General features: G+C 70.7%; 18 protein-coding genes and 1 pseudogene. 5 read left to right on the plus strand and 14 right to left on the minus strand.

Features of this window, described 5'->3' with window-relative positions; translation table 11 throughout:
• Positions 1 to 21: 21 nt before the first annotated feature.
• From AB7J25_RS21985 to AB7J25_RS22020, 8 genes are all read right to left on the minus strand, one after another.
• Entirely contained in the window at positions 22 to 393 is a 372-nt protein-coding gene (locus AB7J25_RS21985; RefSeq protein ID WP_428511611.1) for a carboxymuconolactone decarboxylase family protein, read from the minus strand.
• Between the two features lie 160 nt (positions 394 to 553).
• A complete protein-coding gene (locus tag AB7J25_RS21990; RefSeq protein ID WP_428511613.1) occupies positions 554 to 931 on the minus strand; it encodes a DUF488 domain-containing protein in 378 nt (125 codons plus the stop codon).
• A gap of 143 nt (positions 932 to 1074) precedes the next feature.
• Positions 1075 to 1416, minus strand: coding sequence for an RNA polymerase-binding protein RbpA (locus AB7J25_RS21995; protein WP_428511615.1), 342 nt, complete (start codon positions 1414 to 1416; stop codon positions 1075 to 1077).
• Entirely contained in the window at positions 1413 to 1838 is a 426-nt protein-coding gene (locus tag AB7J25_RS22000; protein WP_428511617.1) for a DUF3040 domain-containing protein, read from the minus strand. The genes AB7J25_RS21995 and AB7J25_RS22000 overlap by 4 nt, the downstream gene beginning before the upstream one ends.
• 135 nt (positions 1839 to 1973) lie before the next feature.
• Complete coding sequence (locus AB7J25_RS22005) at positions 1974 to 2153, minus strand: hypothetical protein (RefSeq protein WP_428511619.1); 180 nt, start codon at positions 2151 to 2153, stop codon at positions 1974 to 1976.
• Complete coding sequence (ctaD, locus tag AB7J25_RS22010) at positions 2143 to 3906, minus strand: aa3-type cytochrome oxidase subunit I (RefSeq protein WP_428511621.1); 1764 nt, start codon at positions 3904 to 3906, stop codon at positions 2143 to 2145. The genes AB7J25_RS22005 and ctaD overlap by 11 nt, the downstream gene beginning before the upstream one ends.
• A gap of 51 nt (positions 3907 to 3957) precedes the next feature.
• Entirely contained in the window at positions 3958 to 4347 is a 390-nt protein-coding gene (locus tag AB7J25_RS22015) for a group III truncated hemoglobin (protein WP_428511623.1), read from the minus strand.
• The gene (locus AB7J25_RS22020; protein WP_428511625.1) at positions 4344 to 4514 is read right to left on the minus strand and encodes a hypothetical protein; all 171 of its coding nucleotides are present in this window, start codon (positions 4512 to 4514) and stop codon (positions 4344 to 4346) included. The genes AB7J25_RS22015 and AB7J25_RS22020 overlap by 4 nt, the downstream gene beginning before the upstream one ends.
• Positions 4515 to 5542: 1028 nt before the next feature.
• On the opposite strand from AB7J25_RS22020, the gene AB7J25_RS22025 reads away from it, so the two are divergent.
• Positions 5543 to 6019: a GreA/GreB family elongation factor gene (locus AB7J25_RS22025; protein ID WP_428511627.1), complete on the plus strand. Its 477-nt coding sequence runs from the start codon at positions 5543 to 5545 to the stop codon at positions 6017 to 6019.
• A gap of 44 nt (positions 6020 to 6063) precedes the next feature.
• Here the strand turns inward: AB7J25_RS22025 and AB7J25_RS22030 are convergent, their stop codons facing one another.
• The 4 genes from AB7J25_RS22030 to AB7J25_RS22045 form a co-directional block, all read right to left on the minus strand.
• Entirely contained in the window at positions 6064 to 6657 is a 594-nt protein-coding gene (locus AB7J25_RS22030) for a MarR family winged helix-turn-helix transcriptional regulator (RefSeq protein WP_428511629.1), read from the minus strand.
• Positions 6658 to 6672: 15 nt separating this feature from the next.
• Positions 6673 to 7260 carry a protoglobin domain-containing protein gene (locus tag AB7J25_RS22035; RefSeq protein WP_428511631.1) on the minus strand — a complete coding sequence of 196 codons (588 nt, stop codon included), beginning with the start codon at positions 7258 to 7260 and terminating at the stop codon, positions 6673 to 6675.
• 222 nt (positions 7261 to 7482) lie between these two features.
• Positions 7483 to 7647, minus strand: coding sequence for a hypothetical protein (locus AB7J25_RS22040; RefSeq protein ID WP_428511633.1), 165 nt, complete (start codon positions 7645 to 7647; stop codon positions 7483 to 7485).
• 152 nt (positions 7648 to 7799) lie between these two features.
• Positions 7800 to 8291 carry a MarR family winged helix-turn-helix transcriptional regulator gene (locus AB7J25_RS22045; protein WP_428511635.1) on the minus strand — a complete coding sequence of 164 codons (492 nt, stop codon included), beginning with the start codon at positions 8289 to 8291 and terminating at the stop codon, positions 7800 to 7802.
• Between the two features lie 101 nt (positions 8292 to 8392).
• On the opposite strand from AB7J25_RS22045, the gene AB7J25_RS22050 reads away from it, so the two are divergent.
• From AB7J25_RS22050 to AB7J25_RS22060, 3 genes are all read left to right on the plus strand, one after another.
• Entirely contained in the window at positions 8393 to 8671 is a 279-nt protein-coding gene (locus AB7J25_RS22050) for a DUF3040 domain-containing protein (RefSeq protein WP_428511637.1), read from the plus strand.
• A gap of 163 nt (positions 8672 to 8834) precedes the next feature.
• A complete protein-coding gene (locus AB7J25_RS22055) occupies positions 8835 to 9842 on the plus strand; it encodes a universal stress protein (RefSeq protein ID WP_428511639.1) in 1008 nt (335 codons plus the stop codon).
• A 75-nt stretch (positions 9843 to 9917) separates the two neighbouring features.
• Positions 9918 to 11159, plus strand: a complete 1242-nt coding sequence (locus AB7J25_RS22060; RefSeq protein WP_428511641.1) for a PucR family transcriptional regulator — start codon at positions 9918 to 9920, stop codon at positions 11157 to 11159.
• Positions 11160 to 11290: 131 nt separating this feature from the next.
• On the opposite strand, the pseudogene AB7J25_RS22065 reads toward AB7J25_RS22060, so the two are convergent.
• Both AB7J25_RS22065 and fdxA read right to left on the minus strand, forming a co-directional pair.
• Positions 11291 to 11749, minus strand: a pseudogene (locus AB7J25_RS22065) (transposase); the annotation flags it as partial.
• A gap of 167 nt (positions 11750 to 11916) precedes the next feature.
• Positions 11917 to 12234, minus strand: coding sequence for a ferredoxin (fdxA, locus tag AB7J25_RS22070; RefSeq protein ID WP_428511645.1), 318 nt, complete (start codon positions 12232 to 12234; stop codon positions 11917 to 11919).
• A 357-nt stretch (positions 12235 to 12591) separates the two neighbouring features.
• Here fdxA and AB7J25_RS22075 point away from each other — a divergent pair.
• On the plus strand, positions 12592 to 13175 hold a 584-nt coding region (locus AB7J25_RS22075; protein WP_428511647.1), incomplete at its 3' end, for a molybdopterin-dependent oxidoreductase.

The following is a 13175-nucleotide window of genomic DNA, read 5'->3' on the forward strand; positions in this document are numbered from 1 at the left end:
CCGTGCATGGTGTGGTGCGCACTACCGGTGCGCTGCGGGTTCGGCCGCGCCCTCACCCCCGGCATGCAGCGCCGACAGGGCATGCAGCGCCAATGTCGAATGGGCGTACGCGCCCCCGGCTCGCATCTCGGCGGCGACCCAGATCGCCTCCATGATCTCCTCGGGCCGTGCGCCCTTTCGGCGAGCGAGCCTGGTGTGCCCCTTGATGCAGTACGGGCATTGCGTCACGTGCGCGACCGCCACTGCGATCAGCTGTTTCGTCTTCTCCGGCAGGGCGCCCTCGGCGAAGACGGCACGGCTGAAGTTCTCGAAAGCCTCATTGATCTCCGGTGCCAGTTGTTTGCGGTGCGCGGCGAGCTGCGGTGTCGCCGCCGGGTACACGTCCTCGGCCATTGATCTTCCGATCTGTCGTAGGTGAAGAAACAGTTGTTGAATGGTCGACGGCAGCGCCGTCAACGTCGCGGACGAGATCTTCCGGCGGCGGGTGTGCTGACGACGACCAGGCGGGCGGTGACCACACGAACCGTCAGGCCCGCGCCGGTGGGGGTGGCCGTCAGCCGGTCCCCGTCTCGGCGGCGAGCAGGTCCGCGAGCACGGTGGCCGCGCTGATGTCGGCGTCCCGGGTGGCGGTGAGCAGGGTCAGCGTCTCCCGGCGGGCGATCTCATGCAGATGTCGTAGTGGTTCGGCTCGTTCGGCATCCTGAAGTTCGATCCGGTAGCGGCGTTCGAACTCGGCGAACCGGTCCGGGTCGTGGCCGTACCACCGACGCAGGGCCGCCGACGGGGCGATCTGCCGGCACCATTCGTCGAGATCGGCCTGGCTCTTGCGCAGGCCGCGCGGCCAGAGCCGATCGACCAGCACCCGCGTTCCGTCCTCGACGGTGCGCCGGTCGTAGACCCGCCCGACCCGGACGTAGCGCGGATCATGCATTCTCGGGCTCCTCGCGTTCTCAGCGGCGCAACGTGGCGGAGCCGAGCTCGCCACGGCCAGGTTGGGATCATCGGCGGCGACGTGGGGTGTGTCGGTGCGCTCCCCGCCGGCCGTGGATGTGCAGGGACGTGCCGGTCGTGCGGTCATCGCAGTGGTCCATGCGGCCGGGCGAGCCTGCTGCGGGCGCGGCGACGGGCTCGCAGGCCCTGCAACGCCTCGGCCAGCAGCGCCTCACACTCGGCTTCCGAGCGGCGTTCGAGCATGTGGTCCAGCGGGGACTTGTACGGCTTGGTGGGCGCCGGACCTGGAGGATGAGCGTCGTCCCGGCCTGCCGGGAGGCCGCAGTGTCGACATTCCCAACGCTCGGGCACCGCCGCGGCGGCGGACCATGCCCGCCGCGTCTGGTGGCCGTTCGCGCACCAGTACGACACCTCGCGACGCCGGGCCGTCGCGCTGGGCGCGCGGATCGCGCGATCACCGATCATCGGACCTGCCTCCTCGAAGCGTGGACGGGTCGGGCAAGCCCCCAGCCGCAGCAGCTCCAGACGCCGCGGATGGCCGCCCTCCCGCGCTCGGGGACCGGCCGACGGGCGAGTCCGCTTCCGGTGCGGACCCCCGGCCACGCGGAACCGTGGTCGCGGACATCCCGAGCCTCCGCTGCCCTCCGCGACGGGGCCGCGGCCCCGCGGATGGCGACCTCGGTGTCGGTCAGCGGGCGCGGACCCCTCCACAGTGCGACCCAGAGCGTCAACCCGGCGACGGTGGTGAGCACCCGGGCGCCTCGGCGGTGATCGGGCGCCCTGTGACGGCGCACCGCGTCGAAGGACCGGGCCAGCTCCGGGTACTCGATCAGTAGCCGGCGTTCGATCTCGACGAGCACGTCCCGCTCGCGGTCATCGAGCACCACGCACCTCCCTTTCGCGTCAGCCTGTCTCCGCAACTCGGGGGCGGGCGTCTACCTCACTTATATCGTATCACGATATATAGTGGCTGCCGGTCGCCTGGGAGTCGCTCGTGGCTGATCAGGGGCCGGCTGATCGGGTCAGGGGCGCGGCGACTCGACCACGGCACGGCCGTGGCCCCGTGGATCACGGCCGTCGCGCTCGCCGGACGTAGCGCCGTCGCGGGATCCCTCGAAGGCTCCCTCGGGCGGCGCAGCGCGCAGGCGCCCGCCCTCGTTCTCCCACACGAGCTCGGCCGCAGCGTCCAGGTCATCGAGCACGCGGACCGTCCTCGACGTCGTGGTGGAGGGCGTGGTCGGCGACCTCCGACGGCGCGGTCCGGGTGCGGCCCGAACCCCCGGTGGCGTGCGCCTCGGCGCGGTAGCGCTCCACCAGATGCGGGTAGTGCAGCTCGAACGCCGGGCGCTCGGAACGGATGCGGGGCAGCTCGGTGAAGTTGTGCCGCGGCGGCGGGCACGACGTCGCCCACTCCAGCGAGTTGCCGTAGCCCCACGGGTCGTCGACGGTGACCACGCGGCCGTACCGGTAGCTCTTGAGCACGTTCCAGAGGAACGGCAGCGTGGACGCGCCGAGGACGAATGCCCCGATCGACGAGACCATGTTCAGCGCCGTGAAGCCGTCCGAGGGCAGGTAGTCGATGTAGCGGCGCGGCATGCCCTCGTTGCCCAACCAGTGCTGCACGAGGAAGGTCAGGTGGAAGCCGACGAAGGTGGTCCAGAAGTGGAACTTGCCGAGCGTCTCGTCCAGCATCCGGCCGGTCATCTTCGGGAACCAGAAGTAGATGCCGGCGTAGGTGGCGAACACGATCGTGCCGAACAGCACGTAGTGGAAATGCGCGACGACGAAGTACGTGTCGGTGACGTGGAAGTCCAGCGGCGGCGAGGCCAGCAGCACCCCGGTCATGCCGCCGAACAGGAACGTGACCATGAAGCCGACCGAGAACAGCATGGGGGTCTCGAAGGTGATCTTTCCCTTCCACAGCGTGCCGATCCAGTTGACGAACTTGATCCCGGTCGGGATGGCGATGAGGAAGCTGGTGAGGGAGAAGAACGCCAGCAGGACCGCGCCGGTGGCGTACATGTGGTGCGCCCACACCGCCGCGGACAGCATGGTGATCGCGACCGTGGCGAACACCATCGTCTTGTAGCCGAACAGCGGCTTGCGGGAGAACACCGGGATGATCTCGGTGACGATGCCGAAGAACGGCAGCGCCACGATGTAGACCTCGGGATGGCCGAAGAACCAGAACATGTGCTGCCACAGGATGACGCCGCCGTTGGCGGGGTCGAACACGTGGCCGCCGAGCTTGCGGTCGACGAGTAGCCCGAACAGTGCGGCGGTGAGCACCGGGAACGCAATCAGGATGAGGATCGCGGTGAACAGGATGTTCCAGGTGAAGATCGGCATCCGGAACATCGTCATGCCGGGGGCGCGCATGCAGATGATCGTGGTGATGAAGTTGACCGCGCCGAGGATGGTGCCCAGCCCGGCGAGGATCAGACCGGTGATCCACAGATCGGCGCCGACTCCCGGCGAGTGGATCGCACCCGACAGCGGGGTGTAGGCGAACCAGCCGAAGTCCGGCGCACCGCCCGGGGTGAGGAAGCTCGAGAGCACCGTCAGCCCACCGAACAGGAACAGCCAGTAGGAGAACGCATTGAGCCGTGGGAACGCCACGTCCGGGGCGCCGATCTGCAGCGGCACGATGTAGTTGGCGAAGCCGAACAGGATCGGCGTCGCATACAGCAGCAGCATGATCGTGCCGTGCATCGTGAACAGCTGGTTGTACTGTTCGGGCGACAGGAACTGCGCCTGCGGCAGCGCCAGCTCCGCGCGCATCAGCAGCGCCATCGCCCCACCGGCCATGAAGAACCCGATGCAGGTCACCAGGTACAGGACCGCGATGTCCTTCGGGTCCGTGGTCGCCAACATCGTCAGCAGCCGCGATCCCTTGACCCTTCGGCCCGGCGGGTACCGGTGTGGGGTGATCGGTTTCGGTTCGACGGCGGTCACGCTGTGCCCCGGGCCTGGATGTCGTGTCTGGATGGTGACGAGATCGCCGGACTACGCATCGAGTATCCGGCGGCGGATCGAGCCGGCTATCCGGGTGGCCTGGGTCTTGGCCAGTTCCGCCCGTGCCCCCGCGTGTCGCTCGTCGACCGTTGCGGTCCACAGGTCCAGCCAGCGTGCGAAGTGCGTGTCGGTGAGCTCGACCTCGGCCGCGAGGGCGAGGTGGGGCCGGAGTGCGTTGCGGTGGTATCGCCCGGTGCGCAGCAACACCGTGTCCCAGAAGTCGCCCATCACCGGCAGATGCGTGAACAGGTCGACGCGGGCGACGTCGACGAAGATCGGGCCGAGGATCTCGTCGGCGAACGCCCGCCGGTAGAACTCGGCCACCAGCCCGGCGATGTCGTCGCGGTCGGCGATGTCGCGGCGCGCGGCAGCCGCGCTCATGATGCGATCCCGGTGAGGAGGACGACCCCGAGGACGGGTAGCCGAGCCACCGTGGATGCGTCGAGCGCGAGGTAGGCCACGTCCAGGCGCGCGGTGGGCTCCAGCCGGCCACGACGAGGCGGGCGCTGGACCTGGCGCCGCGTCTTGCGTTGGCAGTCACTGAGCACGACGACTCTCCTTGATCCGGCCGCCCGACCCGCACCTCGCGTCGGCGGGAGACCCCCGGACCGCCGAGCGGGCGGCAGGGACTCGCGACCGGATCCTCCTGGCGACCTGCCGGGGGTTGCGCCCGGCCTGCTCCCACCATGACCGGAGCGTCGGTCCCACCGGTACCGGTGCGACCGGCCAACTTCACTCCGACCAGGTTGCCGGCGTCCGGCAGCCTCGGCAGCCGTCAGCGATTGGTGCGGCACCTTCCTCGGGCCCGATCGGTCAGCCGCGCCATGTCGTACACCGCGTCCCAACCCGATCGGCGCCGGCAGGTCGCCCGCCATCCCTGCAGATCCAGAGCCTGAAACACACGGGCGCCGGTATCGGTACTGCCGAGCGTCGGCAACGTGCACCCCGCCAAGTCCACCGAGGACGCCCGCTGACGCGAACATGCCGAAGAGGCAGGGTGGTGGTCAAGGAGCCGCACACGCGGCCCGCCCCGCCCCGGCCGGTCCGGGACACCGCGCCTCTCCCCGATCGCCGGCCCGACTGGCGGGGGGATCGACCACGCGCGCGGGCGCACCTGCACCGACCAGGCACCGACCAGGAGGCACCCCGATGATGTCGCACACTTGTCCGGACAGCGCCGGTCGAACGGAGGCCGACGCGTGCCGATCCGCTGCTCTGCTCCTTCGCGCGCGCCGGAAGGCGGGCGTGACCGCAGAAGACCTGGCACGCCCTGTGGACAGTCTCCTGTGCGCGATAGGCCTCGAGCTGGCGGCCGACCGTGGATCGGTACCGACGTCGGTGCGAAGCGCTGCCATGCGGCTCGCCGAGCACATCGTGCAACGGTGCTCGATCCCGGTTCCACGCGACGTGGTCGACGATGACGATCCGGTCGGGCGCACACGGTCCGACCGTCGCGATCTCGTCGAGGCCGGTCATCGGGTCCCGTTCATCCGGTCCGTCAGGCTCGGACGAATGGGCTGAACCTCGAGACGAGACCCCGACGTCCCCGCCCCCACAGCGACAGGAGGACCGACCGATGCCGGTCGACACGCAGCGAGTCTGGCTGACCGAACAGACCTTGGACCGGGTCCGGGTCGAGCTCGCGCGGCTACTGGTAGAACGCGCCACGGACGGGCATCGAGGACACACCGACCGGGAGTACCGCGCGCTCAGGATCCGACATCTCCAAGAACTCGTCAGCAACGCGGCCGTCGACCACGAGCCACCCGACGACGGCGTCGCCGAGCCGGGCATGGTGTTGACCGTGCACTACGAGGCGGCAGGGCTCACCGAGACCTTCCTGCTCGCCGACCGCGAGGAATCCACCGACAACGACGAGCTCCCGATCTTTTCGCCCAGCTCGCCGCTGGGCATGGCGCTGTCCGGCGCCCGGCCGGGGGAACGGCGTGAACACCGGATCCCGAGCGGCGAGACGATGACGGTGAGGTTGGTCAAGGCAGTCCCATACCGCCACGCTGCCGACGCTCACCCGCCGCCGCCTCGCTGTGATTGAGCCCGGTCCGCGGTGCTGGACGACACCGTCGTCACCGAGTCAGGTCACGCGCTCGACACCGGACAGTGCTCTGGGCAGTCGACCCGCAGCGTGGCCGGGACCAGCGGGGTCTCCAGCAACGCGCACCAGGCTTCACCGTCGGGTTCACCGCTGAAGAAGCGGCACGTCAGGCAGGTGCGTGCGGTGCTGATCAGCCCTCTGGCGTTGAGCGCGGCGATCGTCGTCAACAGCAACGAGAGCGCGCCGGCCTTCGCGCCGTCCCGCTGGTCGCCCAGCGCGGTCAGCAGCGGATCGCGCCAGCCACGCAGCCTGGCCGCGGCCTGCAGGCCGGCCGGCGTCGCGGACCACACGCGCCGTCGGGGCTCCGTGGCATCGGGCACTCGCTCGGCCAGCCCCTTGCGGGCCAGCGCCTGGACCGCGTCGCTGACGGTGGGCGCCGTCACCTCCAGCCAGCTGGCCAGCGTGCCGGTGCCCTGCGCGGGAGCCGTGTCCGACGTGATCCGCAGCAACAGCTGGGTCTGGGTCGGGGTGAGCCCCTCCGCGGCGGCTGCCCGGCGCAGCATGGCTCGCGCGGCATCGCCGACGCGCTCGATGGCATCGACGAGCCGCTGGTCCAGATCCGGCGGCTCGTCGGCCATGTGTGCTCCTCGTCCCTACCAGTCTCGAGCAGCGTAGGGCCGGGCCCAGAGCGCGACCTGCAGGGTGACCGCCTTGAACCACGCCTGGTGCATGCGCTCGACGTCGGCCTCGGAGTGCCCCTTCCTGGCCAGGAATGGCCGCATCGTGGCGGTGATCGGGTAGACGAACGCGATGAGGTAGCGCAGCGACACGGCGGGCGCCGAGTCGACCCGGTCGGTGCGGTTCTTCTTGTCCGGGGTGTGCCGCTGCGCGATCTCGTGCTGGTAGGCGAGCCACCGCTCGTCGTACGGACGCCGGCAGGTGTCCAGGATCCATAGCCCGAAGCGCTGGTAGACCGCGTCCAGGTAAGCCTTGATCGGCTCGCCGTCCGGGTCAGCGAAGTAGGCCACCAGGTGCGGGTGCGCGCCGACGAAGCCGTACCAGGTGTCGAGCACGTCGGTGATCTGGTCGGCCAGCACGTCCCCGGCCATGGCGAGCGCGGCGGCGTCGTCGTCGGTGAACAGCACGCTCGCCTTGAGTCGTTCCAGGTCCTCGACGCTGACCGGGGACGGCGGCAGCGCCGGGTCGTCGTAGGTGTATCCGGACGGCGCGGTGGTGGTCACGCAGACCTCCTTGACGAGTTAGGAGTCCTAAATCTCGTGCTAGCGTAGCCGCTCACGGAGAGCGGGGAAAGACCACATCCCATGACCGACGAGCCGGTGCTGGCGGCCGAACTGGACGTCACCGAGTGGCTGAACTCCGATCCGGTCACCCTCGCCGAGCTCCGCGGGCGGGTGGTCGTGCTGGAGGCGTTCCAGATGCTGTGCCCCAGCTGCGTGAGCCACTCACTTCCGCAGGCGCTGCGGGTCGCGGGCACGTTCCCCGCCGACGACGTCGTCGTGCTCGGGCTGCACACCGTCTTCGAGCACCACGAGGCGATGACCCCGGTCGCGTTGCGCGCGTTCGCCCACGAGAACCGGCTGCGCTTCCCCATCGCGATCGACCGCCACGACGGCGACGACCCCACACCGGTGACCTTCGCCCGCTACCGAATGGCAGGGCACCCCGACCACGATGCTGATCGACCGGGCCGGGCGGCTGCGCAGCCACGCCTTCGGGTCGGTGCCCGACCTCGCGCTCGGCGCACAGATCGCAACCCTGGTCACCGAGCGCTGAGGCCTCGGCCGTCGTCGCCGCCCTCCTCGGGTTCGCCGTGCCAGGTGGGAAGGGTGAGCGTGCCGTTCATGCGGCGGAGCTCGTCGCGGTGCAGCGCGCTGAGGCGGGCCAGGATCTGCTCGCCGTCCCGGGTCAGCAGCACCCGCACCGCGCGCGCATCGTCCGAATCCGGTGCGCGCTCCACGAGCCCCTGGCCCTGCGCCCGGTTGACCAGCTCGACCACACTGTGATGCCGCAGCTGGAGTCGCTCGGCCAGCTCGCGCACGGTCGCCCACTCACGGCCGGGGAAACCCTTCAAGGCCAGCAACAGCTGGTAGTGCTGCGGGGTCACCCCGTAGCTGCGCACCGTCTCCTCGCTGAAGCGCAGGTAGCGGCGGATCCCGAAGCGGAACCGGGCCAGCGCCTCGAAGTCCTGCTTCGTCAACGGCCCTGCGACCGGCTCGCCGTCCCCGACCGGCCCGGCATCTCGTTGCGCCATCGTCGAACTGTATCGTCTCACGATATATCGTGGTACGATACAAAGTGACCGAGGTTGGACCCGAACGGTTCGCGGAGGGTCGCTCCAGCAGGAGGTGCGTCATGCTCAGTGATCACGAGCGGAAGGCGTTGCGTGAGCTCGAACGCCAGCTCATCGCCGACGACAGCGAGTTCCCGCAGGCATTCGACGCTCGCGCGCAACGCCTGGACCGCCAGCCCCTCGGGGTTCCGGCCAAGACGGCGATCACGGTCGCGGTGGTGCTGATCGCGCTGATGTTGCTGGTCGGGTGGCTCGCAGGAGCGCTCGCGCTCGCCTGCGCGATCGGACTGATCTGGCTGATCTGCCGGCCTCCGCACGGCACCCGCCGTCGGTCCACCTGACGAATGCCGTGCGGATCACGACGGCCGACGACCGGAAGGCCAAGGTCAGCATGCAGATCATCATCCAGCCGGCTCCCGCCCAGGACGGCGCTGTCCGCGGCGTCGCCCCGGCCGCTCGGGCGCGTTCCACCGTGGCGACGACAGCGCGCGCGGTGGCAGAGCCATGAGTCCGGCGCGAGGGCGGGCTCCCGTCGTCGTCGGGATCGATGCGGCCGGTTCGGCCGGCGATGCGGTGGACTGGGCAAGCGCCGAGGCATCTGCCCGGGGGCGCCCGCTCCACGTCGTGCACGCCTTCCAGCTGCCGCTGCCCGTCGACCCGTACGGCGTCGTCCCGACGACGGACGGCGTCCTCATGGCGCGGGCGGCAGCCGAGCACGCGCTGGCCCGGGCAGTCGCCCGCGCCCGCTCGGTCGCATCCGACGTCGAGGTGTCGCCGCTGCTGCTGTGCGGGCCACCGGCCCGGGCCGTGCTCGGCGAAGCCACCGGCGCGTGCCTGGTCGTGCTGGGCCGCCGGCGTCGGTCCGGGCTGCGCGCCCTGCTGGCGAGGTCGTTGTCCGTGCAGGTCGCCGCGCATGCGTGCTGTCCCGTCGTCGTCGTCCCACCGCCCGACTGCGCCGACGATCTTCGGTGGTCACCACCCCGCGTCGTCGTCGGCGTCGATGCAGCCGCGACGCGCACCCCCGCGGTCGGGTTCGCGTTCCAGGCCGCGCGCCAGCGCGGCATCCCCCTGGTCGCCGTACACGCCTGGACCCCGGACCCACCCGCCGATCTCGAGGGGGTATCCGGTCCGTGCGCCCTGGCCCAGGCACTCGCGCGCAGAACGGTGGAGCGTGTACTCGACCGCTGGCGACCGGAGTTCACCGACGTGCCTGTCCACACCGTGCTCGTCCGCGGCGACCCTGCACGCGCGCTGGTCGCCCAGTCCCGCGGTGCCGCCCTGCTCGTCGTCGGGACCCGAGGCCGCGGTCGCGTCCTCGCAACGGTGCTCGGCTCGGTCAGCCAGGCCGTCCAGCACTACGGTGATCGCCCGGTTGCGATCATCCGCTACGACAACGCGTCGACCCCCACGCGCCCTGCTGGGCGCGTCGCGGATCCGGCCCCGGAACGTGATCACGGCTCGGGCCACCGCAAGGGCCCGAGCACCCCGAGGAACCGGCGATGGACGTCGTAGCCCACAGCCCAGGCACTGCCCGGCGAGCGTGGTGACATGGTTGCACCGACCCCACGCAGGCACGGAACGGCGACCATGACCGACCCAGGTGAGCATCGTCCACGCACGCCGGCCGAGTCGTCGACGGCCGACGGCTCCTGGCTGACCGAGGTGGCGCACGCCGCTGGTCGAGAGGCCGGCGGCGTGCCGGTGGAGCTTCTCGGCGACTACCTGACGCTGCTGGCCGACGCCGCCACGACCGGACGCAAGCCCCACCCGTCCGAACTCGCCGCGGTGGGCCTGCTCGGCCGGCGGGCGGCCGAGCTCGGCGTGTCGGCGAGCAGCGCCGTGCAGCTCTACCTCTGCGCGGCGCGGCGGCTGTGGGGAGAGCTCCCGATGGTGATCCGGTCGAGGGACAGCGCTGCCGTGCGGGCCGCCGCCGACGCGGTGCTGCACGTTGTCGACGCAGCGGTCGCCAGCCTGGCCGAGGGCTACACCGAGGCTCGCCGGCAGAAGGTGCGCTGGGAGGAGACGCTGCGCCGGGAGTTCATCGATGATCTGCTGCGCGGCGACGCGGACGTGGGCCGGCTGGTGGAACGGGCCGAGCCGTTCGGGCTGGACGTGGGTCGCCAGCACCAGGTGGCGTTGGCCGCACCGACCGGTCGGCTCGACGACGCCGAGGCGGCGATCAGCGCGCTGGAACGCGCGGTCGTGCACCGGGTCGGTGACCGCGACGTCCTCGTGGCCACCAAGGACGGCTGGATCGTCGTCGTCGCTCCGGCCGACGCGGATCTGCCGTCCCCGCCCGGACCGCCGGCGGCGCCGGCCAAGCTCGGCGACTTCATGCTCGACGAACTCAACCGTTCGCCCCGCGGCCGGCCATGGCGGGTCACGGTGGGACGCCCCTACCCCGGGGCGTACGGAATCCCCCGCTCCTACGAGGAGGCTCGCGAGGCCATGACCATGGCCGTGCGCCTGCATCTGGACACCCCGGTGATCCATGCCGAGCAGCTGCTCATCTACCGCGTGCTCCTGCGCGACCAGCCCGCCATCACCGACCTCGTTCAGTCGGTCCTCGGTGCACTTGATCAGGCGCGCGGCGGAGCCGCCCCTCTCCTGCGCACCCTCGATACCTACTTCGCCACCGGCGGCGTCACCACCGAAACTGCGCGGCGCCTGCACCTGTCCGTCCGCGCGGTCACCTACCGCCTCGACCGGATCAGGACGCTCACCGACAACGACCCCACCGACCCTGCCCAGCGGTTCACCATCCACGCTGCCGTGCTCGGCGCCAAGCTGCTCGGCTGGCCGGACCACGACCTGGCTTCGCCGCGCTGATCGACGTCCGCGCATGGGACGCGGGGGAGCCAGGACGTCTCGAAACGCCCTTCGCGCCGGGCCCGGCGGAGAGCCGCCGCCAGGCATGTTTCGGCAGGCCTGCGGTGCGCTCGTCGGCGCGCAGCAGCCCGGCCGCGGTGGGGATGCGGCGGTCGTACCCGATGGCCAGCACGTACCCGACCCGGCGGGACTCCAGCTCGGCGCGCAGGACGGGATCGGCGCCGTAGACCTCGTCCCCGGCCACCCACCGCGCCGGCACGCCGGCGTTCAGCGGCGCGAGTGAGCATCCCGGCGGCCAGCGCGGGCTTGGTCGCGAACTCGATGTCGTCGGGCACCCCGGCCTCGACGAGACGGTCGGGGTCGGTGGTCCACGACTTCGGCAGGTAGAGCTCGCGGTCGATCATCGCGTGACCGCGGTCGCCGGCGTAGGTGAGGTAGACCGCGACCTGGGCATTCTCGATCCGCCCGGCGGTGCCGGTGTACTGGCGTTGCACCCCGACCCAGTTCTTGCGTGGCAGGTCGGCGAGCAACCCGAGCACGAACCCGCGCGACCTACGGCGGGTTTCGACCCGGGCGAACCGTCCGGCCATCCGGTCGAGCAGCCTGTCGGCCTCGTCCTGCCAGCGCGCTGGCCCTACGCTGTGGCCCACGGCCACCGTTTGATCTTCAGATGTCGACACAACGGACGAGGATCACGCGGTGGCCGCCCTACGTCCGGGACCGCCACGCCGGAAGATAACGATCTACGGCTGGAGTACTAGGTACGGCCCGGGATCCCCGCGACGTACGGGTGATCGACGGCCGACGCACGCCCGTCATCCTTCGCCGGGCCGTACTCGGAGGACGTGAAGAAGTCGGCGTTGATCGCGGCGAAGTGGGCGAGATCGGACGGGAGCGCGTCGGCAAGGTGGATGGCGTCCTGCGGGCACTCCGGCTCGCAGGCACCGCAGTCGATGCAGTCGTCGGGATGGATGTACAGCATCCGCTCGCCCTCGTGGATGCAGTCCACGGGGCACTGGCTCACGCAGGTGCGGTCCATGACGTCGACGCAGGCGTCGGTGATGACGTAGGGCATGGCGGGTCCTTCACGGTCGGTGCGGCTCAGTGAGCGGCAGCGGCGGCACGCATCGTGATCCTTTCCTCGGCCGGCCGCCGAGAATGCTGTCCGGCCCGGCCCTCGTGGCCACACCTGCAAATGCAGATCAATTCCACGGACCGGCACGCGAGACGGTTCGACACGCCGGGAAGGTCATTTCGAGAATGCCCGCAACGTCGCCGCAACAGGCGTGAAACCTGGGTCCGTCGACCGACCTGCATCTGCAGGTACTTGCGCAGGCGTGGCCGCCCTACATTCGTCGATACGAGCGGGGCCGCCACGTCGACGGCGCCGCGGCGGCCCCGGCCGCCGATTCCGATCGAGGAGACCGCTGCCGTGACCACCACACCCGTCGAACGCCCCGTCGAGGAGGAGCCGGGCACGCGCGTCGTGCGCGCGGCCTGTGCCCACGACTGTCCGGACACCTGCGCCATCCTGGTGACCGTCGAGGACGACACCGTCACTGGTGTGCGCGGCGACCCCGACCACCCCTTCACCCGGGGCGGGCTCTGCGCGAAGGTCAACGACTACGAGAAGCACGCCTACCACCCCGACCGGGTCCTGCACCCGCTGCGCCGCTCGGGCCCGAAGGGCTCCGGGCAGTTCGAACGCATCTCCTGGGACGAGGCGGTACACGAGATCTGCAGCCGGTTCGCGGCCATCGCCGCCGAGTACGGCGGCGAGGCGATCAACCCGTTCATGCACCGCCTCGGCGCCACGATCACCGAGCGGACGTTCTGCACGTCGACGCGCGGTTCGGCCTTCCTGCGGACCGTCGGGCCGGCCGTCACGGACCCGGAGGGCATCGTCCACGCCCGCTACATCGTGGTCTGGGGCCACAACATGCTGTCCTCCCACCTGCACCTGTGGCCGTTCGTCAGCCAGGCCCGCAGGAACGGGGCGAAGCTGGTGGTGATCGA

Source organism: Pseudonocardia sp., from assembly GCF_050246655.1.
Classification (GTDB): Bacteria; Actinomycetota; Actinomycetes; order Mycobacteriales; family Pseudonocardiaceae; genus Pseudonocardia.